The sequence below is a fragment of the Bradyrhizobium sp. AZCC 2262 genome, assembly GCF_036924535.1.
Taxonomy (GTDB): domain Bacteria; phylum Pseudomonadota; class Alphaproteobacteria; order Rhizobiales; family Xanthobacteraceae; genus Bradyrhizobium.
On sequence record NZ_JAZHRT010000001.1, the window covers coordinates 2,632,207 to 2,653,039 of the forward strand.

Genomic DNA, 20,833 nt, shown 5'->3' on the forward strand with positions numbered 1-20,833 from the left:
TTCGAAACGCGTCAAACAGGAGTCCAGCGCGTCTACTGCTTCGGCGGGATGAAGGTCGGGCCGACGGTGCGGACCTTGTCCTTGTCGGCGGCCGTAGCGGTCGTCTCGGCCGGGGCGCCTGCTGCAGCCGGTGCGGCGGCGGTGCCGGCAGGCGCTGCGCCTTGCGCTCCGCCTTTCTTGGGCGGTGGCGGCGCACCCTTCGGCTGGGCGCGCTGCTGCATCCGCTTTGCGCTTTCCTCGGTAACGATGATGTCGCCTTGTTCGACGCCCGCCCTGTCGTCGACCGACTTCAGCGCTTCCGACCAGGTCTGGCCTGCGGCCTTGCAGGCGCAGGAGGGGTTGAACTCGGTGCGGAATTTGAACGCGTTGGGCAGCGACGTGTAGGGCTGGCCGCCGATCGAGACCGCCTGATTGATGTCCTCGCCGGGATTGCGATAGGTGAACAGCGTCGCCTCCGTCGCCGGGCAAAGCGACTTGCAGGTCCTCTCGTCGTCCTGGAAGCGAGCCTGGTAGGTGGCGAACGACACCGGGAAATAACCGCCGTCGCAGGTGCGGACGCAGACGGTGCGGAAGGTGCCGGACGGCGCGCCGAGATCGGCACTGGGCGGCGGCAGCGTCTGGTTGTTGCCGAACAGGCTGTCGATGAAGTTGCCGGGACCGCGCGCGGCAGCGGCGTATTGTGGGCCGCAATTGTTCTGCGCGAGCGCCGTCAGCACCGAGCGGCGCTGGTTTTCGCGGTCGGCACCGCCGATGCCGCCGCTGCGCAGGCGCTCCAGGCTGGTGGTGATCTGGTCGAGATTGGCGCGCATCTGCTGAATCTGGTTGTTGACCGGGCCGCACTGGGCGGATCGGCCGTTGAACAGCGAGAAGAAGCCCGAGCTTTCGCAGCCCATCCGCTTGGCCTGCAGCGTGACCCGATCGAGTTCGGCCTGTTGCTTGGCCTGCGCTTCCTGATAGCGGCGGATCTGTTCATCCTTGGCGGGGTCGCCAGTGCCGGCGCCACGGTCGATGGTCGCCAATTGTCCTTCGAGCCGGATACAGATCGGATTGCCCTGCGCGCCCTGCTGCGGCGGGCCGTCCTGGTTCATCTGCGCCATGGCGTCGTCGTTCGTCTGCGCCAAGGCGGGCGCGCCCGGGGTGGCGATACCGAGCAGGACGGCGCAGGTCAAAATCCGAAGGGAGAAGGGCGCGTTGCGAATTTCCAGCATATCCGGCCATTAAGGGCTGATCCGCGGGGGCTCGAAAGGCTCAATCGCGCGGCCAAGGCAGCATTCTGCAGCCAAGGTCGCATCCAATACCTGCTTCTCGGGGCAGCGTCACGTCGTTTCCGGGGCGCAGGTGTGGCAAACTGACCCGTGATATTCCGGAACAAAAGGCTCTAGCGCTGGCAGGTAATGGCGACGTATTCGCCGCAACCATGGCCAGAGCATTTGTCGCCGCCGTCTTTCGGAACCGCACCGGTAATTTCGTCGGGATCGACGCGGCGATAGGCGGTGGCCTGTGCAAATTCCCGTGACTGGCAATAGGAGCGGGCGGCGTGGGCGCCGCATTTGTCGCCCCTGGCGAGGCACTCATCGACGCCATAGCCATCAGCCTGGTTGGCAACGATGAAGACGCGGCTGTCGGCGGAAGCGGCCGAGGAAGCGGCAAGCAGGAAGGCACTGACAATGAGTGCGGAGGAAAGTCGCATGGTGGGCACCGGCAGGGGAAGAAACCGCCCTCAGGAATAGGCCCAAAGGGTTAATAATGATTAACCCGGAGCCCGCGGGGCGGCAGCGAATGGCGGGGGTTCGGCGGCCTGATCGACCCCAAATCGGGCACAAGCAAGGCCTTGACGACGTCCGCCCGATACCGCAATGGTGGAACCATGAACGGTCTCCTCGCCATCTGCAGCATTTGCCGCGAGATTATTAGCTAGCGATTCGCTGGCTGAGGCCGTCTTTTCTCAAAAATGAGATCACTGGACGCCCGGCCGCAACGGATGGGTTTTCCATGGAACTGCGCCTCTACGATACGTTGACGAAGGAGAAGCGGCCGTTCGTGCCGCTCGATGCCGATAATGTCCGCATGTATGCCTGCGGACCGACGGTCTACGACTTCGCCCATATCGGCAACGGTCGCGCGGCGATCGTGTTCGACGTGCTGTTCCGCGTCTTGCGCCATCGCTATGGCGCTGATCACGTGAAGTACGTCCGCAACATCACCGACGTCGACGACAAGATCAACGTGCGCGCCGCGCGCGACTATCCCGGCGTGCCCTTGAACGAGGCGATCCGCAAGGTCACCGAAGAGACCTATCGGCAGTATCAGGACGACGTTACCGCGCTCGGCTGCCTGGCCCCGACGATGCAGCCGCGCGCGACCGAACATATTCCGGAGATGCGCGCGATCATCGAGAAGCTCGTCGCCGGCGGCTTTGCCTATGTCGCCGAGGACCATGTGCTGTTCTCGCCGCAGGCAATGAACGAAGCCAATTCCGTGATGCCGCGTTATGGCGCGCTCTCGAAACGCTCGCTTGACGAAATGATCGCCGGCGCCCGCGTCGACGTCGCTCCCTACAAGCGCGACAACACTGACTTCGTGCTGTGGAAGCCGTCGAAGCCGGGCGAGCCGTCGTGGCCGTCGCCCGCGGGCATCAAGATGGAAGGCCGGCCCGGCTGGCATATCGAATGCTCGGCCATGGCCTGGAAGCATCTCGGCGAAAAATTCGACATTCATGGTGGCGGCATCGACCTGGTGTTCCCGCATCATGAGAACGAACTCGCGCAGACCTGCTGCGCCTTTCATTCCGACCGCATGGCGAATGTCTGGATGCACAACGGCTTCCTGCAGCTCGAGAGCGAGAAGATGTCGAAGTCGCTCGGCAACTTCTTCACGATCCGGGAGATGCTGGCCGATTGGCCGGGCGAGGTACTGCGCCTGAGCATGCTCAAGACGCATTACCGCTCGCCGCTCGACTGGACCCTCCGGAGTGCGGAAGAGAGCGCGAAGATGCTCGACGATTGGTATGCGATCGCGGCTGACGCCGAGGACGGTCAGCCGTCGCCGGCGATGGTCGAGGCGCTCTATGACGATCTCAACACCGCGCAGGCCATGGCTGTCCTACACGGCCTGCGCAACGCGGCGGCGTCCGGCAGCGGGCGCGAACGGGGTGAGTTCGCGGCCTCGCTTCGCATGCTCGGCTTCCTCTCGATGAGTGCTGCGGCGTGGAAGGGACGCAAGCAGCAGGCGAGCGGCATCGATGCGCAACAGGTCGATCGGTTGATTGCCGATCGTGCGGCGGCGCGGGCGCGAAAGGATTTCAAGGAATCCGATCGTATCCGCGACGAACTCGCCGCGATGGGCGTTGCTATCAAGGACGGCAAGGATGCCGACGGAAAGCCCGTGACCACCTGGGAGATCGCGTGATGGATAAACCCGATACGCCGTTCCCGAAACACTGGCGTTATTACATCTTCATCAAATGGGCGCTAATTGTCGCTGCGGTGGTGCTCGCCTTGCGGCTGTTCGGAGTGTTTTGACGCGATGGGACAGGCATTGCCCAAACCCGGCCTGCGGCCGTATCTGGCGGCGGATGTTCCGATGATGGCGGCGATCTTCGTCGCCGCCATCGAGGAGCTGACCGGCGATGACTATAGCGAGGCGCAGCAGGAAGCCTGGGCCGCGGTGGCCGAGGACGAAGAAGCTTTCGGCAACAAACTCGCCGGACAATTGACGCTGATCGCGACCATCCAGAATGCGGCGGTCGGATTCGCCTCGCTGAAAGGGCCTGATCACATCGACATGCTGTTTGTCCATCCGAGCGTCGCGGGGCAGGGCGTCGCGTCAATGCTGGTCGACGCGCTGGAAAAACTGGCGGGCGCGCGCGGGGCAAAAACCCTGACGGTCGATGCCAGCGATACCGCGGAGCCGCTGTTTCGGAAGCGCGGCTATGCCGCCAAACAGCGCAACACCGTCTCGCTCAATGGCGAATGGCTCGCCAACACCACGATGCAGAAGACGCTGGCTGACAATGCCGCGTCGGGAGTTCCGTCATGAGCCGCGAACGCCTTTATCTCTTCGACACCACGCTGCGCGACGGCGCGCAGACCAACGGCGTCGATTTCACGCTGCATGACAAGCAGATCATCGCGCAGATGCTGGATGAACTCGGCATCGATTATGTCGAGGGCGGCTATCCCGGTGCCAACCCGACCGACACCGAATTCTTTGCTGAAAAGCCAAAGTTCGAGAGCGCCAAATTCACCGCGTTCGGCATGACGCGCCGTCCCGGCCGTTCGGCCTCGAACGATCCGGGGTTGGCGGCACTTATCGAGGCCAAGGCCGACGCGATCTGTTTTGTCGCCAAATCCAGCGCTTATCAGGTGCGGGTGGCGCTGGAGACCACGAACGAGGAAAACCTCGCCTCGATCCGCGACAGCGTCGCTGCTGCAAAGGCGGCCGGCCGCGAGGTGATGGTCGATTGCGAGCACTTCTTCGACGGCTACAAGGAGAACGCCGATTTCGCGCTCGCCTGCGCCAAAGCGGCGCACGATTCCGGGGCGCGCTGGGTAGTGCTGTGCGACACCAATGGCGGCACCATGCCACACGAGATCGAGACCATCGTCGGCCACGTGACAAAACACATCCCGGGCAGCCATGTCGGCATCCACGCCCATAACGACACCGAGCAGGCGGTCGCCAATTCGCTGGCCGCCGTGCGCGCCGGCGCGCGGCAGATCCAGGGCACGCTGAACGGGCTTGGCGAGCGCTGCGGCAACGCCAATCTCTGTTCGCTGATTCCGACGCTGCGCCTGAAGAACGAATTCTCCGACGCCTTCGAGATTGGCGTCACCGCGGAGAAGATGACGACGCTGATGAAGGTGTCGCGGACGCTGGACGACATGCTCAACCGCGCGCCGAACCGCCACGCGCCGTACGTCGGCGAAAGCGCTTTCGTGACCAAGACCGGCATTCACGCTTCCGCGGTCATGAAGGACCCGCACACCTACGAACACGTGTTGCCCGAATCCGTCGGCAATCACCGCAAGGTGCTGGTCTCCGATCAGGCCGGCCGCTCCAACGTGATGGCCGAACTCGACCGCGCCGGTATCGCTTACGAAAAGAACGACCCGAAACTGGCGCGGCTGGTCGAGGAACTGAAGGAGCGCGAAGCCGCGGGCTACGCGTATGAATCCGCCAACGCGTCGTTCGACCTGCTGGCGCGGCGTACGCTCGGCCGGGTGCCGGAATATTTCAAGGTCGAGCAGTTCGACGTCAATGTCGAGCAGCGCTACAATTCCAACGGCCAGCGTGTCACGGTGGCGCTCGCGGTGGTCAAGGTCGATGTCGCCGGCGAGCGGCTGATCTCGGCGGCGGAAGGCAACGGCCCCGTCAACGCGCTCGACGTCGCGCTGCGCAAGGACCTCGGCAAGTACCAGAAATACATCGAGGGCCTGAAGCTGATCGATTACCGCGTGCGTATCCTCAATGGCGGCACGGAAGCCGTCACGCGGGTCCTGATCGAGAGCGAGGACGAGAACGGCGATAGCTGGATCACGGTCGGCGTCTCGCCCAATATCATCGACGCCTCGTTCCAGGCGCTGATGGATTCGGTGGTCTACAAGCTGGTGAAGTCAGGCGCGCCGGCGTGAGGTGAGTTCGTCATTCCGGGATGGTCCGAAGGACCAGACCCGGAATCTCGAGATTCCGGGTTCGATGCTTCGCATCGCCCCGGAATGACGGTTAGGGGAGACGCAAATGATCGACCACATCTCCGTCGGCGTCGCGGATCTCGAGCGTTCCGCGCGTTTCTATGAAGCAACGCTTGCAGCCCTCGGTCTCTCACGTCTCGTCACCCGCCCTGCCACGATCGGATTCGGCAAAACCTACCCCGAGTTCTGGATCAACCTTCGCGCCGGCATGGCTCCGGTCCCTCCGGAGAGCGGCGCCCATATTTGCCTTCGTGCCAAGGCAACCGGCGATGTCGATGCGTTTCACGCGGCTGCGCTTGATGGCGGTGGCCGCTCCGACGGTGCGCCGGGCCTGCGACCGCATGATCGCGTAAAGTACTACGCCGCCTTCGTTATCGATCCCGACGGCAATCGTATCGAGGCCGTGACGTTTCCAAGCGAGTGAATCTGTCGGGCGGATTGGCGAAGCGTAATCCGCCGCGTTCGGTGGGTTACGCTCACCCTACAAAATTGATTCGACCGACACTTAAAGCTTTCGCGCCAATTCCGGTGCCATCTGCTTGGTGCCTTCGGGCGCACACGCGGCGGCGGCGCGCAGGCGCGGCACGATGTCCTCGACCCGATCAGCCTTGAGGACGTCGACGTTGAGCGATGGGCGGATGAACTCGGTTTCGCGCATATGTGAGAGCAGTGCGATCAGCGGCTCCCAGAAGCCGTCGATGTTGGCGAGCAGCACCGGCTTGGTGTGACGGCCGAGCTGCTGCCAGGTCATCTGCTCGACCAGTTCTTCCAGCGTGCCGACGCCGCCGGGCAGGGCGACGAACGCATCGGAATGTTCGAACATCAGCCGCTTGCGCTCGTGCATGTCCGGCGTGACGATCATTTCCTGAACGCGCGTCAGCATATTTTCGCGGGAGCGCAAAAAATCCGGAATGATGCCAGTGACCAGGCCGCCGTGATCCAGCGTGGATTTGGCGATCGCACCCATCAGCCCGACCGATCCGCCGCCATAGACAAGGCGGATATTGTTCTCGGCAAAAGCCTTTCCCAGAGCGTGGGCCGCTTTGACAAAGCTTGGGCTGGAACCGGGGCCGGAGCCGCAATAGACGCAGACGGTTTTGATTTGTTCGGTTTTGATTTGATCCATGGAGATCATGTGGCACTGCACCCGGTAAAGCTCAAGTCTCGCCCGCTTCGCTCATGCAGCAGAAATAGGCCCGAAATCAAACCAAACGGGGGAAAGATTTATCTTTCAAGGCTGTACGGGGGAGTTAAACGCTCTATATGACGAGCTTATGCAGATCATCAGAAACCATCTGACGGCGGCCGGTGCGCCATCTTGCGTTGGGCGCGACAGCGATGGCTGATGCTGATTCGCACACCGACGCCGCCCAACCTCCGGCCAGCAACTCTCCCGAAAAGGCGACCCTGATCGGGACGCTGGTGCATCTGTGGCCCTATATCTGGCCTGGCGACCGCGCGGACCTGAAGATGCGCGTGGTCTGGTCGATGGTGCTGCTGCTGGCCGCCAAGCTCGCGACGCTGACGGTGCCGTTCACCTTCAAATGGGCGATCGATGCGCTCAACGGCATGGGCACGGCGCCGGTCGAAGCGTCGAACTGGATGCTGTGGCTGATCGCCTCGCCCCTGCTGATGACCGCAAGCTACGGCGCGGTGCGGGTGCTGATGGCGGTGCTGACGCAGTGGCGCGACGGCATCTTCGCCCGCGTCGCGATGCATGCGGTGCGCAAGCTCGCCTACATCACCTTCGTTCATATGCACGAATTGTCGCTGCGCTTTCATCTGGAGCGCAAGACCGGCGGCTTGACGCGCGTGCTGGAGCGCGGCCGTACCGGCATCGAAGTGATCGTGCGGATGGTGATCCTGCAGTTGATCCCGACCATCGTCGAGGTGTCACTGCTGATGGCGGTGCTGCTGTGGCAGTTCGACTGGCGCTACGTGCTGGTCACGGCGATCACGGTCGTGATCTACATGTACTACACCTACATCGCGACCGAATGGCGAATCGAGATCCGCCGCAAGATGAACGATTCCGATACGGAAGCGAACACCAAGGCGATCGACTCGCTGCTCAATTACGAGACGGTGAAATATTTCAGCGCCGAGCAGCGCGAGGCCGAACGCTACGACCGTTCGATGGAGCGCTACGAGCACAACAGCGTCAAGACCTATACCTCGCTGGCGGTGCTCAATACCGGGCAGGCGGCGATCTTCACGCTCGGCCTCACCGCGATCATGGTGATGTGCGCGATCGGGGTGCGCAATGGCACCAACACGGTCGGCGATTTCGTGCTGGTCAACGCCATGATGATCCAGCTCTATCAGCCCCTGAATTTCATGGGCATGGTCTATCGCGAGATCAAGCAGGCGATCATCGACATCGAGAAGATGTTCAACGTGCTGCAGCGCAATCCCGAGATCAAGGATATCCCGGGCGCCGCGCCGCTCGTCGTCAGCTCGGGCAATGTGCGCTTCGAGGACGTGCGCTTTGCCTATGACGCCGATCGGCCGATCCTGAAGGGCCTCAGTTTCGAGGTGCCCGCCGGCAAGACGGTTGCGATCGTCGGTCCCTCGGGCGCGGGCAAGTCGACGATTTCGCGACTGCTGTTCCGCCTCTATGACGTCTCCAGCGGAAAGATCCTGATCGACGGCCAGGACATCCGGAACGTCACGCAGGCGAGCCTGCGCGCCTCGATCGGCATGGTGCCGCAGGATACGGTGCTGTTCAACGACACCATCCGCTACAACATCCGATATGGCCGCTGGGGCGCCAGCGATGCCGAGGTGGAGCAGGCGGCGCAACTGGCGCAGATCGACGCGTTCATCCGCATATCGCCAAAGGGCTATGAGACCCAGGTCGGTGAACGCGGCTTGAAACTGTCCGGCGGCGAGAAGCAGCGCGTGGCAATTGCGCGCACGGTGCTGAAGGCGCCGCCGATCCTGGTGCTCGACGAGGCGACGTCCGCGCTCGACAGCCACACCGAGCATGAAATCCAGGAAGCGCTGGAGCGCGTCTCGCGCGGCCGCACCTCGCTGGTGATCGCACACCGGCTGTCGACCATCGTCGGCGCCGATGAAATTATCGTGCTGGATCAAGGGCGGATCGCCGAACGCGGCACCCATGTCAGGCTTCTGGCGTCCGGCGGGCTCTATGCCAGTATGTGGAACAGGCAGCGCGAAGCGGAGGAGGCGCGCGAGAAGCTCGCCCAGATCGACGACGGCAACGGGGCGCCGAACCGCGTCCCGCCGCCGGTCGACGATCCGCTCAACGAGCAGCCCACGGACCCGCCGACACCGAAGGATCCCTTGTCCAAAGATCCCTTGGCAACCGCCGCGGAATAATCCAAATACGGCGCTACTTTCCGAAACGGGAAGCCGGCCAGACAACAGCGAGCCCTAATGTCGATTGCGAACTCCATCCGCGCGCAGATCCCGCCGATCCATCCCGAGGGCTATCCCTTTATCGGCGGTTTTGCGCTGGCCAGCCTGATCCTGTTCTGGATCTGGACGCCGCTCGGCTGGATCGGCACGCTTTTGACCGTCTGGTGCGCGCTGTTCTTCCGCGATCCCGTTCGCGTCACGCCGGTGCGCGACGGCATCGTGGTGGCGCCGGCCGACGGCCGCGTCTCGATGATCGCGCAGGTGCTGCCGCCGGCCGAACTCGGCCTCGGCGACCGGCCGTTGCCACGCGTCTCGATCTTCATGAGCGTGTTCAACTGCCACGTGAACCGCAGCCCGGTGGCGGGCCGCATCGACCGCATCGTCTACCGGCCCGGCGCCTTCATCAACGCCGAACTCGACAAGGCCAGCGAGGACAATGAGCGCAATTCGCTGGTCATCTCGAACACCAACGGGCGGATCGGCGTGGTCCAGATCGCCGGCCTGGTGGCGCGGCGGATTGTCTCATTCGTGCGGGAAGGCCAGTCGATCGGCGCCGGCGAGCGGTTCGGCCTGATCCGTTTCGGCTCGCGCCTGGACGTTTATCTGCCCGAAGGCACGCGAGCGCTGGTTTCCGAGGGCCAGACCGCGGTTGCCGGCGAGACGATCTTGGCCGATTTCGGGTCGAGCGAGCAGGGCCGCACGTTTCGAGCTGATTAACCACCCGCCGGCCGCCTAAAGGCTAGGCCGCCGCCAATGGTGAACCGGACTGGCGCTTGCTATATAATGGCAAGCCATGCTGAACCCTGATCCCAAATACCCTGAACTGCGCCGCCGCCGGTTTCGCCCGATCCCGGTGCGGATGCTGGTGCCCAACGTCATCACCTTGCTCGCGATCTGCGCCGGGCTGACGGCGATCCGCCTGTCGATCGAAGGGCGGATGGAGCTCGCGGTCGCCGCCATCGTGTTCGCGGCCATCCTTGATGGGGTCGACGGCCGCGTCGCGCGCATGATCAAGGGCCAGTCGAAATTCGGTGCCGAACTCGACAGCCTGGCGGATTTCGTCAATTTCGGCGTCGCGCCCGGCCTGATGCTGTATTTCTGGCAGCTCCATGAGCTGAACAATGGCGGCTGGATCGCGGCCATGGTGTTTGCGATCGCGGGTGGCCTGCGGCTGGCGCGCTTCAACGCCAGTATCGACGATCCGAACAAACCTGCCTTTGCGGCGAATTACTTCACCGGCGTGCCGGCGCCGGCCGGCGCCATCCTTGCGATGCTGCCGTTCTATCTGGCATTCCTCGGCGTCTCCAAGCCGCCGGCCATGCTGACCGCGGCCTACACGCTCTTGATTGCGTTCCTGATGGTATCGCGCTTGCCGGTATTTTCCGGCAAGACGGTGCGGATGCGGGTGCCGCCGGAAATGGTGCTACCGGTTTTCGTCTCGGTGGTGTTCTTTGTCGCGCTCCTGATCGGCTATCCCTGGCACATGCTGACGATCGGCTCGGTGCTCTATCTTCTGAGCCTGCCCCTGGGCTGGAAGTCGTATCGCGACCACGAGCGGAATGCTGCCGCTGTGGCGCGGCCGGCTACGACGGCTGAAGCAGCCGCTCCGTCGACTGCGGCTGCGACGTTTTCGCCCGCCCCTGACGATGCCGAGGACGAACGGCCGGCGCGGCTGAACTGATCGTCCCGCGTCACGCTCTGATATATCTGCCATGAGCTGCCGCCGAGTTGGGTTCTCCTCCAATCTCGGCTATAGGGGCTTGAGCTGCGTACGGCCTCAAAGAGCCGGGCCGAACAATCAGGAGAAAAACGCCGTGAACAAAGCCGTTACCGCCCCGCTGCCTGCTTCCGTCCTCGAAGCGCTGGCGCGCTACGACACGCCGACGATCTGCAATGCGATGGAAATCGTCGCACCTGAGCGCCGGCTGATCGGCTACACCACCAAGCCGCTGGTCTGCCCGTTTCCTGATTTGCCGCCCATGGTTGGCTATGCCCGCACCGTCACCATTCGCTCGGTGCTCAAATCCACTCTTCCAGCCGATGAGCAGTCGAAGCGCCGCATCGCCTATTACGAATATGTCGGCACCGGCTTCGGTCCGCGCATCACCGTGATCCAGGATATCGACGGCGCCGATGCCGGCTACGGCGCGTTCTGGGGCGAGGTGCAGAGCAACGTGCACAAGGCGCTCGGTTGCCTCGGCGTCATCACCGACGGCTCGATCCGCGACATCCCGCAATGGGCGCCGGGCTTTCAGGCGCTGGCCGGTTCGATCGGACCGTCGCACGCCTGGGTCCATGCCGAACACTGGGGCGGCGAAGTGCGCGTCGCCGGCATGACCGTACATTCGGACGATCTCATTCACGCCGACCAGCACGGCGCCATCGTGATCCCGGTCGACATCGCGGCGAAGATTCCGGAAGCCGCCGAACTCTGCGGCCGGCGCGAGACGCCGATCCTGGAGATCGCCCGCAGCCCGGACTTCACGCTGGAAAAACTGAAAGAGGCGCTGAAGCGTTCGTCCGAGATCCACTGACGAAAAGTCGGGGTTCAGCAAACAGGGGGAAACGTCATGAAGGGGTTCTGGGCGGCGCTGTCATTCTTGATCCTCTTCGGTGCCGCCCCAGCGCAGGCGCAGACTTACCCCTCTCGTCCCATCACCTTGGTGGTGCCGTTCCCGCCGGGTGGATCGACCGATGCCGCCGCCCGCATCATGGCCGAGCGGATGCGCGCAACGCTCGGGCAGTCCGTCGTGATCGAAAATGTCGGCGGCGCCGGCGGCAGCATTGGCGTCGGGCGCGTCGCCCGCGCCGCGCCCGATGGTTACACCTTCGACATCGGCCAGTGGGACACCCATGTCGGCAGCATCATCTACAAGCTCGACTACGACCTCGAAAAAGATTTCGAGCCGATCGCGCTTGTTTCGAATAATCCCCAGCTCATGGTCGCCAAGAATGACCTGCCGGCGAACACGCTTGCCGAGCTGGTCGCGTGGATGAAGGACAACCCCGGCAAGATCAACTTCGTCAACCAGAACGCGGCGGCGAACGTCTCCGGCGTGCTGTTCGAGAATCTGACCAGGCAGAAAGTACAGTTCATTCCCTATCGCGGCGCAGGCCCCGCGATGACCGACCTCATTTCCGGGACGGTGGATCTGCTGGTCGTGCAGGGCGCGGTGGCGCTGCCGCAAATCCGCGCCGGCAAGATCAAGGCGCTCGCCAACCTCTCGGCGACACGCTCGGCCTCGATGCCGGACATTCCGACCGCGGACGAGACCGGCGTGCCCGGCCTCTATATGTCGGGCTGGTTCGGCTTCTGGGCGCCAAAGGGCACGCCAAAGGACATCATCGCCAAACTCAATGCCGCGACGGTGGAGGCGCTGGCCGACCCCGCGATCCAGCAGCGGTTTACCGAATTGGGCCTCGACGTCGCGCCCCGCGCGCAGCAAACGCCGGAAGGACTGGCCACCTTCCAGAAGGCCGAGATCGAAAAATGGTGGCCGATCATCAAGGCCGCCGGGATCGGCGTGCAGGCGCAGTAAGCGCCGGCCACAATGGTTAGCGAATGCTTGAGATTGTGCGGGCCGTCGCCCCGCAATTCTACGACCGCGCTTTAGCTTTAACCTTTACGGGTCTTTAATGGCGCGGTCGTAGGGTGCCTCTTGCGCGGCTCCGAATGGGCGCCGCGACCGTCCGAGACGGCCGGTAGTTCGCGTGTGCGTCGGAGTGCAGAATGGATATCACCACGCTCCTTGGCCTGGTCGCCGGTGGCATCGTCCTGTCGACGCTGATCTTGATGGGCGGTGATTTCCGGATGTTCTACGACATCCACGCCGTCATCATCATCTTTGGCGGTTCGTTCGCCGCGACCCTTATCCGGTTTCCGCTCAGCGCGATCCTGCACGGCATGCCGCTGGGTGCAAAATTCGCCTTCACGATGAGCCGTCTTTCGGCGCGTGATCTGGTCGACGAACTGGCGCGCATCGCGGAAGTCGCACGCAAGCAGGGCCCGGTCGGACTGGAAAAGGTCGAGACCGACGAGCCGTTTCTCGCTAAGGGCATCCGTTACGTCGCCGACGGCTACGATCTCGAATTCATCCGCGACAACATGGAGCGCGACCGCGACAACTTCTTGATGCACCTGAACGAGGGCTCGAAGATCTATCGCGCTATCGGCGACTGCGCCCCGGCGTTCGGCATGATCGGCACGCTGCTCGGCATGGTGCAGATGTTCTCCAACATGTCGGACCCTTCGAAACTCGGTCCCTTCATGGCGGTCGCGTTGCTGGCGACCCTTTACGGTGCGCTGGTGGCGAACCTGATCTGTCTGCCGATCGCCGACAAGCTGCATGGCAAGCTGATCGACGAGGAAACCAACCGTACGTTAATCATCGACGGCATCCTGATGATCCGGGATTCGAAGAGCCCGGCGCTCGTGCGTGAAATGCTGCTGGCCTATCTGCCAGAGAAGCATCGCCACGAGGAAGGCGAACTGGCCCCGGCTTGATCGGCACCGGCATCCCGTCGCGGAAATAAAGAACATGGCCAAGAAAAAGCGCGAAGAGGCACATGGCGGTCACGGCTGGTTCGTGACGTTCGCCGATCTGATGGCGCTGCTGCTGGCATTCTTCGTGATGCTGGTCGCGTTTTCCAGTCAGGACAAGGACAAGCTGAAAATCGTTGCCGGCTCGATGCGCGAAGCCTTCGGCGTGCAGACCGAGGCCCGCTATTCGGGAATCGTCGAATCCGACGGCCTGCCGACGCGGCCGAACCTGAAGAATATCGAGCATATTTCGCCGGAGGATTCCTCCAATACCCCGACGCCCGACGACAAGGACCGTCAGCGCGAATCCGGCGCCCGTCTGAAGGTCGATCGCGAGTTCGCGCTTGCTTCGGCATCATTGCGCCAGGCGCTGCAGGACATGCCGGAATTGACCGAAATGTCCAGGCACATCATCTTCGAAGAGACCAGCCAGGGCCTCAATCTCGAAATCGTCGACCAGGATGGCCGCTCGATGTTCGCCGACGGCTCGAAGGTCCCCTACGACCGCACCCGCCGGCTGATCCAGAAACTGGCCGTCCCGTTGAAGGCGACACCGCTGCGGGTCAATATTGTCGGCCACACGTCGGCCGGCTTCGTGCCGACGCGCGGTGAATATGGCGCGTTCGATCTGTCAGCGGACCGTGCCAACGTTGTGCGCCAGATCCTCGAACGCGAAGGGCTGCCGGCATCCCATATTTTCGCCGTCGGCGGCAGGGCCGACAGTCAACCATTGTTTCCGGACGATCCGACATTGCCGGCAAACCGTCGCGTCACCATCACATTGATGCGCGAAAATCCACCGCTTCCGCCAAACCTGAAGCCGTAATACGACGGAGCTACCATAATACCATCTCGTCTTTTCGATCTGCTTTGCGTGAGCTCCACATCGCGTGCGGTGTTATGCTTGTCCGATGATTGACAGGCGGCGCGGAAGCGTCGATAGCCGCCCGGATCAATTCAACGACGAGAACGTTCCTCTTCCATCATGACTGTCAGCGTCACATCTACCGATGCCCATGAGGGGCAGGCCACCTCTGGCTTTTTGGCCCTGACGCTGGGCAGCATCGGCGTCGTGTTCGGCGATATCGGCACCTCGCCGCTGTATGCGTTCCGCGAGGCCGTCACCCACGCTGCGAACGGCGCGCCGGTTTCGCGCACCATCGTGCTCGGCGTGCTCTCGCTGATCCTGTGGTCGTTGTTCATCGTCGTGACAGCCAAATATGTGCTGCTGCTGTTGCGCGCCGACAACAACGGCGAGGGCGGTACGCTGTCGCTGATGGCGCTGGGGCAGCGGGCGTTGGGCCGGCGGAGCTGGCCACTGCTGGCGCTCGGCGTGGTCGGCGCGTCGATGTTCATCGGCGATTCCATGATCACGCCGGCGATTTCGGTGTTGTCGGCGGTCGAGGGTCTCAAGCTGGTCACGCCCGCACTCGAACATTATGTGGTGCCGCTGACGATCTTCATTCTGGTCGTGCTGTTCTCGGTGCAGAGCAGCGGCACCGCGCGCGTCGCTTCCGCCTTCGGGCCGGTCATGGTGATCTGGTTCACCACGCTGGCGGTGATGGGCCTCGTCCACATCTCGGACGATCCCACCGTCATGGCGGCGATCAATCCCTGGTATGCGATCAAGTTCATGCTTTCCCACGGCACCATCGGGCTGGTGACGATGGGCCTGGTGTTTCTGGCCGTGACCGGCGGCGAGGCGCTTTATGCGGACCTCGGCCATTTCGGGCGCAAGCCGATCCAGGCCGGATGGTTCTATCTCGTGTTGCCGGCACTCCTGATCAATTATTTCGGGCAGGGCGCGCTGGTGTTGTCCGATCCGGCGGCGATCGAAAATCCGTTCTACCGGTTGGTCCCCGAAATCCTGCTGCTGCCGCTGGTGGTGCTGGCGACGGCTGCAACCGTGATCGCGAGCCAGGCGGTGATCACAGGCGCCTTTTCGCTGATCCGTCAGGCCGTGCAACTCGGCCTCCTGCCGCGCTTCGAGGTTCGCTATACCTCGGAAACCCACGCCGGCCAGATCTATCTGCCGCGCGTCAACCGGATGCTGCTGATCGGTGTCGTGCTTCTGGTGCTGTTGTTCCGTACCTCGAGCGGCCTGGCGTCGGCCTACGGCATCGCCGTTTCCACCACCATGGTGGTCGACGGCATCATGGGCTTTGTCGTGGTCTGGAAATTGTGGAACTGGCGCGCGGCGACCGCAGCGGCCGTGATCGTGCCTTTCGTCTTCATCGACATGAGCTTCTTTGCCGCGAACCTCTTGAAGCTGTTCGAAGGCGCCTGGGTGCCGCTATTGTTCGGCGTTGCCGTGGCGGTGATGATCTGGACCTGGCGCCGGGGTGCGGCGATCCTCGTCGCCAAGACGCGGCGCATCGAGGTGCCGCTAATGGACCTGATCAAGAGCCTGGAAAAGCGTCCGCCTCACATCGTCAAGGGCACGGCGGTGTTTCTCACCTCCGATCCGAGCTTCGTGCCGACCGCAATGATGCACAATCTCAAGCACAACAAGGTGCTGCACGAGCACAACGTGATCCTGACCATCGAAACCGCCCAGACGCCGCGCGTCGATCTGTCCGAGCGCGTCAAGATGGACGCCATCAGCGAGAAGTTCTCCACCGTGCGGCTGCGGTTCGGCTTCATGGAATCGCCGAACGTGCCCAAGGCGCTGGTAATCGCGCGCAAGCTCGGCTGGCAGTTCGACATCATGGCGACGTCGTTCTTCGTGTCGCGGCGGTCGCTTAAACCCTCGGCGCAGTCGGGCATGCCGCTATGGCAGGATCATCTGTTCATCGCGATGAGCCGGTCGGCGAACGACGCCACCGACTATTTCCAGATCCCGACGGGCCGGGTCGTCGAGGTTGGAACTCAGGTAACCATTTGATCCATTGAGAGGATTTTGGTTGCAGGGAATCCCGACCCATGCAATTGGTGCATGGCGGAGGTCTGAAATCGGCCTAACCTATGCATTCGTGCGGGGAGTATAGCCCTGCCGTTCTGCATTGTGCGCTGCAGTAAACAATCGAGGCCCAACCCCCATGTCATCTGAAACGGCGATCACCGCGGCGGAAACGCCCGCGGCCAACGGACATGGGGAAGCGCATTCCACCGCAGGCTTTAAGGCCCTGATGCTCGGCAGCATCGGCGTCGTCTATGGTGACATCGGCACCAGCCCCCTGTACGCGCTACGCGAAGCGGTGGTTGCCGCCAGCGAAGCCTCGACCGCCGCCACGCCGCAGGCGGTGCTCGGCGTGCTCTCGCTGATCTTGTGGGCGCTGATCGTGGTAGTGACGCTGAAATATGTCGTCATCCTGCTGCGCGCCGACAACAACGGCGAGGGCGGAACGCTGGCGCTGATGGCGCTGGCGCAGCGCGCGGTCACCAAGGGTGGGGCTGCGATCGTGCTGCTCGGCATCATTTCCGGTGCGCTGTTCTACGGCGATGCAGTCATCACGCCGGCGCTGTCGGTATTGTCGGCGATCGAGGGCATCAAGCTCGTCACCGTGACCTTCGAACATTATGTCGTGCCGCTGACGGTGATCATCCTGGTGGCGCTGTTTGCCGTGCAATCCCGCGGCACCGCGCGCGTTGCCGCGTTCTTCGGACCGGTCATGTGCGTCTGGTTCGCCGTCATCGCGATTGCGGCCGTGCCGCAGATCATGCGCCATCCCGAAGTGCTGCTGGCGCTCAACCCGCTCCATGCCGTCTCCTTCATGCTTCATCACGGCTTGATCGGCTTCGTGACGCTGGGCGCGGTGTTTCTCGCCGTCACCGGCGCGGAAGCGCTCTATGCGGATCTTGGCCATTTCGGCAAGCGGCCGATCCAGACCGCGTGGCTCTTCATCGTGCTGCCGTCGCTCGCCGTGAACTATCTGGGGCAGGGCGCACTTCTGATTGCCGACCCCAAGGCGATCGAAAATCCATTTTTCCTGATGTTCCCGGACTGGGCGCTGATCCCGATGGTGGCGCTGGCGACAGCGGCGACCGTGATTGCGAGCCAGGCCGTCATCACCGGCGCCTATTCGCTGACGCGCCAGGCGATCCAGCTCGGACTGATGCCGCGGTTCGAAATTCGTCATACGTCGGAAGCCCATTCCGGTCAGATCTTCATTCCGCGCATCAACATGCTGCTGTTCATTGCGGTAATGCTGCTGGTGCTGCTGTTCCGCTCATCGAGCGCGCTGGCCTCGGCCTACGGAATCTCCGTGACCGGGACCATGGTGGTCACGGCCATGATGGGTTTTGTCGTGATCTGGCGGGTCTGGAAATGGTCGCCGGTGGCGGCGGCCGCCCTGATCGCGCCGTTCCTGTTTCTCGACATCACTTTCCTCGCGGCCAATCTGTTGAAGGTGTTCGAGGGCGGCTGGGTGCCGCTGGCGCTGGGCGGCATCGTGATGCTCTTGATGTACACGTGGCGTCGCGGCAGCCGGCTGCTGTTCGAGAAATCGCGCAAGCTGGAATTCCCGCTAGCCGACCTGGTGGCGATGCTGGAGAAACGCCCGCCGCAGCGCGTCTCCGGCACGGCAGTATTCCTGACCTCTGACCCCGAATGCGCGCCGACCGCGCTGATGCATAGCCTGAAGCATTACAAGGTGCTGCACGAGAAGAACGTTATCCTCACCATCGAGACCGCGCCGACGCCGCGGATCGACCCGGCCGAGCGGGTGCGGATGGAGCAGCTCAGCGAGACCTTCTCGCGGGTGACGCTGAAGTTCGGCTTCATGGAATCGCCCAACGTGCCGAAGACGCTGGCGATCGCCCGCAAGCTCGGCTGGCAGTTCGACATCATGTCGACGTCGTTCTTCCTGTCCCGCCGCGCGCTGAAGCCGGCCGCCCATTCCGGCATGCCGCGCTGGCAGGACCTGCTGTTCATCCGCCTCAGCCGCTCCGCCAACGACGCCACGGATTACTTCCAGATCCCGACCGGGCGGGTGGTGGAAGTGGGAACGCAGGTCACGATCTGAAGTCATGAGCTGAAGTCGCTCGGCAACCGAACCGAACGCGCCGGGCCAACGGGTTACGTTTTATGACTCCGAACCCTTCGGATATCCCGCTGCGCTGCCGGTGCGGCCACGTGCGCGGCGTCGCGAACGATGTTGCGCCCGATACCGGCTTCCGCTTCGTCTGCTACTGCGGGGACTGCCAGGCGTTCGCGCGTTTCCTGGGACGCCCCGACGTGCTCGATAGCGCAGGCGGAACAGACATTTTCCAGATGCCGACGGGTCGCGTGAAGCTGACCGCGGGTACAGATGCCGTCCGTTGCCTGCATCTCTCCAGCAAGGTCTTTCGCTGGTACACCGATTGTTGCCGAACCCCGATCGGCAACACTGCCGGTCCGCGCTTCCCTGTTGTCGGCGTGATTCATTCGTTCATGGACCGCGATGCCGGGGGTCGTTCCCGGGACGAGGCGCTCGGCGCGCCTCTTTGCCGGATCTTCGAGCGATCCGCCGTCGGACCGCTCCCGCCGAATGCGCCTCCGCCGCTCTCGCTCGGCCTCTTCCCCATTCGCGTATCGAAGCTTCTCGGCTGGTGGCTGCGCCGACTCGGCCGGCCGAACCCGTTCTTCGACGTGCATACGAACGCGCCACTCTCCGTGCCGCGCGTCCTCACGCCGGGCGAGCGCGCCACCCCCAGCCAATGACCCGCTGAGTCGGGGTCTTGAGCGCTTTACTTCCAGATTCCGACGGGCCGCGGGAACGCGATCCAGGGCGTAAACCCATAAGTTCCTCGGCCGATGTCCGTTTGAGGCGCGACGGGCTCAAGCCGGACGCCGCAGACATGCCTCTGTTGCTTGAAGGACATGAAGGCCGCCTACATTGTCGCAAGATAGCAACAGCTTGACTGTTTCTTGGGCGGAACAGAACATCTGACTCCACACGCACCCCGGTTTGGACCAGTCTCTTCAAGCTGGGGGTCGGCGGATCGAGGTTTTACCCGGCTGGCCGCAGGGCGCGAATGCCCGCGGCATTTTATGTGGGATTGTGCACGGAAACCTGGGCGGAAGCCTTGAGTAGCAACCATTCCGATGCAATGATCTGACATTGTGAGGAGTAGCGCAAATGAGTTTCATCAGCGCGAACGACCATCCGAACCCGGATAATCCGGAAGATCCGCTGTACTACGCGCCGCGCTCGGAGCGCAGCAGAGCGAATCTGCGGTCTAATGCGACACCGCAGACGAGATCAGACCATTTGCCTCAGACTCCCCCGTTGTCTCGCTATGATGAGATGCGCGAGGAAGCTTTCGCCAAATTCGCCCGTCCGTTGGAGTCCCAATTCGCGTACGAACGCCGCCGACCACGCGGACTGCTCGCCACTGCGGGCGCAATTGCCGTGGCTGTCGGTGTGGTTGTGATCCTGGCGCTCGTTTTGTTCAACGTGCTTCCAAAGTCAAAAAGTGATCCCTCGGAACTCGCCGTTTCCATTTCGACTCCCGCATCGGCCACGCCGGCCCCAGTGACGTCCGACGACTCCCAGGCGCTGCTTGAAAGATTCAAGCATTTTCAGGGAAGCCAAAACCCGGAACAGGCTGCTTCTGGACCCGCCTCCGCTGGACAAGCGAAGGAGGGGCCCGAAAAATCCCAGGCTCTGCTTGAAAAATTCATGCAGTGGCAGGAGAAGAAGTAGCGCTAACGATGGGGAAGGTCGCGATCGTTTCCTAGACCGCAAATGGACGCCACCAGACCTTACGGCGGATGAACATCAGCCGCGTCGCGCCGCTTTGATCGCGGCGACGTCGATTTTCTTCATGTCCATCATGGCATCGAATGCGCGCTTTGCTTCAGCGTCGCCGGCCGCCAGCGCCTCTGTCAGCACGCGCGGCGTGATTTGCCAGGAGACGCCCCACTTGTCCTTGCACCAGCCGCATGCGCTCTCCTGGCCTCCATTGCCGACAATGGCGTTCCAGTAGCGGTCGGTCTCTTGCTGATCATCGGTGGCGATCTGAAACGAGAAAGCCTCGTTATGCTTGAACGCGGGACCGCCGTTGAGGCCAAGACACGGGACGCCCGCGACAGTGAATTCTACTGTCAGCACGTCGCCCTGCTTGCCGGAGGGGAAGTCGCCGGGTGCACGGAGGACGGCGCCCACGGCGCTGTCGGGAAAGGTTTCGGCATAGAAGCTGGCAGCAGCCTCGGCGTCCTTGTCGTACCACAGGCAAATCGTGTTCTTGGCCATTGCTTGTCCTTTTGCTCGGCTTACGCGCCGTCCCAGAGTTCTAT

At 63.0% G+C, this 20,833-nt stretch carries 18 protein-coding genes and 1 pseudogene; 15 read left to right on the forward strand and 4 right to left on the reverse strand.

Features of this window, described 5'->3' with window-relative positions; translation table 11 throughout:
- Positions 1-32 precede the first annotated feature (32 nt).
- Complete coding sequence (locus V1283_RS12395) at positions 33-1,208, reverse strand: DUF2865 domain-containing protein (protein WP_334386772.1); 1,176 nt, start codon at positions 1,206-1,208, stop codon at positions 33-35.
- A gap of 170 nt (positions 1,209-1,378) precedes the next feature.
- Positions 1,379-1,690, reverse strand: a complete 312-nt coding sequence (locus V1283_RS12400) for a hypothetical protein (protein ID WP_334386773.1) — start codon at positions 1,688-1,690, stop codon at positions 1,379-1,381.
- A gap of 302 nt (positions 1,691-1,992) precedes the next feature.
- Here V1283_RS12400 and cysS point away from each other — a divergent pair, with 302 nt between their 5' ends.
- The 4 genes from cysS to V1283_RS12420 all read left to right on the forward strand — a co-directional run bounded on the left by cysS (position 1,993) and on the right by V1283_RS12420 (position 6,117).
- A complete protein-coding gene (gene cysS, locus V1283_RS12405; protein ID WP_334386774.1) occupies positions 1,993-3,408 on the forward strand; it encodes a cysteine--tRNA ligase in 1,416 nt (471 codons plus the stop codon).
- A gap of 117 nt (positions 3,409-3,525) precedes the next feature.
- Complete coding sequence (locus V1283_RS12410) at positions 3,526-4,038, forward strand: GNAT family N-acetyltransferase (RefSeq protein WP_334386775.1); 513 nt, start codon at positions 3,526-3,528, stop codon at positions 4,036-4,038.
- Entirely contained in the window at positions 4,035-5,633 is a 1,599-nt protein-coding gene (gene cimA, locus V1283_RS12415; protein ID WP_334386776.1) for a citramalate synthase, read from the forward strand. Before V1283_RS12410 ends, cimA begins: the two co-directional genes overlap by 4 nt.
- A 106-nt stretch (positions 5,634-5,739) precedes the next feature.
- Positions 5,740-6,117: a VOC family protein gene (locus V1283_RS12420; RefSeq protein WP_334386777.1), complete on the forward strand. Its 378-nt coding sequence runs from the start codon at positions 5,740-5,742 to the stop codon at positions 6,115-6,117.
- An 81-nt stretch (positions 6,118-6,198) separates the two neighbouring features.
- Here V1283_RS12420 and V1283_RS12425 read toward each other — a convergent pair whose 3' ends face one another.
- Positions 6,199-6,819: a TIGR00730 family Rossman fold protein gene (locus V1283_RS12425; protein WP_334386778.1), complete on the reverse strand. Its 621-nt coding sequence runs from the start codon at positions 6,817-6,819 to the stop codon at positions 6,199-6,201.
- Positions 6,820-7,031: 212 nt separating this feature from the next.
- Here V1283_RS12425 and V1283_RS12430 point away from each other — a divergent pair, with 212 nt between their 5' ends.
- The 11 genes and pseudogenes from V1283_RS12430 to V1283_RS12480 all read left to right on the forward strand — a co-directional run bounded on the left by V1283_RS12430 (position 7,032) and on the right by V1283_RS12480 (position 20,240).
- A complete protein-coding gene (locus tag V1283_RS12430; protein WP_334386779.1) occupies positions 7,032-9,035 on the forward strand; it encodes an ABCB family ABC transporter ATP-binding protein/permease in 2,004 nt (667 codons plus the stop codon).
- Between the two features lie 54 nt (positions 9,036-9,089).
- A pseudogene (locus V1283_RS12435) lies at positions 9,090-9,791 on the forward strand (phosphatidylserine decarboxylase); the annotation flags it as partial.
- Positions 9,792-9,867: 76 nt separating this feature from the next.
- Positions 9,868-10,755, forward strand: a complete 888-nt coding sequence (locus tag V1283_RS12440) for a CDP-alcohol phosphatidyltransferase family protein (protein ID WP_334386780.1) — start codon at positions 9,868-9,870, stop codon at positions 10,753-10,755.
- Positions 10,756-10,888: 133 nt separating this feature from the next.
- The gene (locus V1283_RS12445; RefSeq protein WP_334386781.1) at positions 10,889-11,608 is read left to right on the forward strand and encodes an RraA family protein; all 720 of its coding nucleotides are present in this window, start codon (positions 10,889-10,891) and stop codon (positions 11,606-11,608) included.
- Positions 11,609-11,644: 36 nt separating this feature from the next.
- Positions 11,645-12,613: a Bug family tripartite tricarboxylate transporter substrate binding protein gene (locus V1283_RS12450; protein WP_334386782.1), complete on the forward strand. Its 969-nt coding sequence runs from the start codon at positions 11,645-11,647 to the stop codon at positions 12,611-12,613.
- A 191-nt stretch (positions 12,614-12,804) separates the two neighbouring features.
- Entirely contained in the window at positions 12,805-13,578 is a 774-nt protein-coding gene (locus tag V1283_RS12455) for a motility protein A (protein ID WP_334386783.1), read from the forward strand.
- 34 nt (positions 13,579-13,612) lie between these two features.
- The gene (locus tag V1283_RS12460; protein WP_334386784.1) at positions 13,613-14,440 is read left to right on the forward strand and encodes an OmpA/MotB family protein; all 828 of its coding nucleotides are present in this window, start codon (positions 13,613-13,615) and stop codon (positions 14,438-14,440) included.
- Positions 14,441-14,599: 159 nt separating this feature from the next.
- Complete coding sequence (locus V1283_RS12465; protein WP_334386785.1) at positions 14,600-16,498, forward strand: potassium transporter Kup; 1,899 nt, start codon at positions 14,600-14,602, stop codon at positions 16,496-16,498.
- 154 nt (positions 16,499-16,652) lie between these two features.
- Positions 16,653-18,578 carry a potassium transporter Kup gene (locus V1283_RS12470; RefSeq protein ID WP_334386786.1) on the forward strand — a complete coding sequence of 642 codons (1,926 nt, stop codon included), beginning with the start codon at positions 16,653-16,655 and terminating at the stop codon, positions 18,576-18,578.
- A 62-nt stretch (positions 18,579-18,640) separates the two neighbouring features.
- Entirely contained in the window at positions 18,641-19,255 is a 615-nt protein-coding gene (locus V1283_RS12475) for a DUF6151 family protein (RefSeq protein ID WP_334386787.1), read from the forward strand.
- A gap of 418 nt (positions 19,256-19,673) precedes the next feature.
- Entirely contained in the window at positions 19,674-20,240 is a 567-nt protein-coding gene (locus V1283_RS12480) for a hypothetical protein (RefSeq protein ID WP_334386788.1), read from the forward strand.
- Between the two features lie 75 nt (positions 20,241-20,315).
- Here V1283_RS12480 and V1283_RS12485 read toward each other — a convergent pair whose 3' ends face one another.
- On the reverse strand, positions 20,316-20,789 hold the full coding sequence (locus tag V1283_RS12485; RefSeq protein ID WP_334386789.1) for a VOC family protein: 474 nt from the start codon (positions 20,787-20,789) through the stop codon (positions 20,316-20,318).
- Positions 20,790-20,833: the final 44 nt, after the last annotated feature.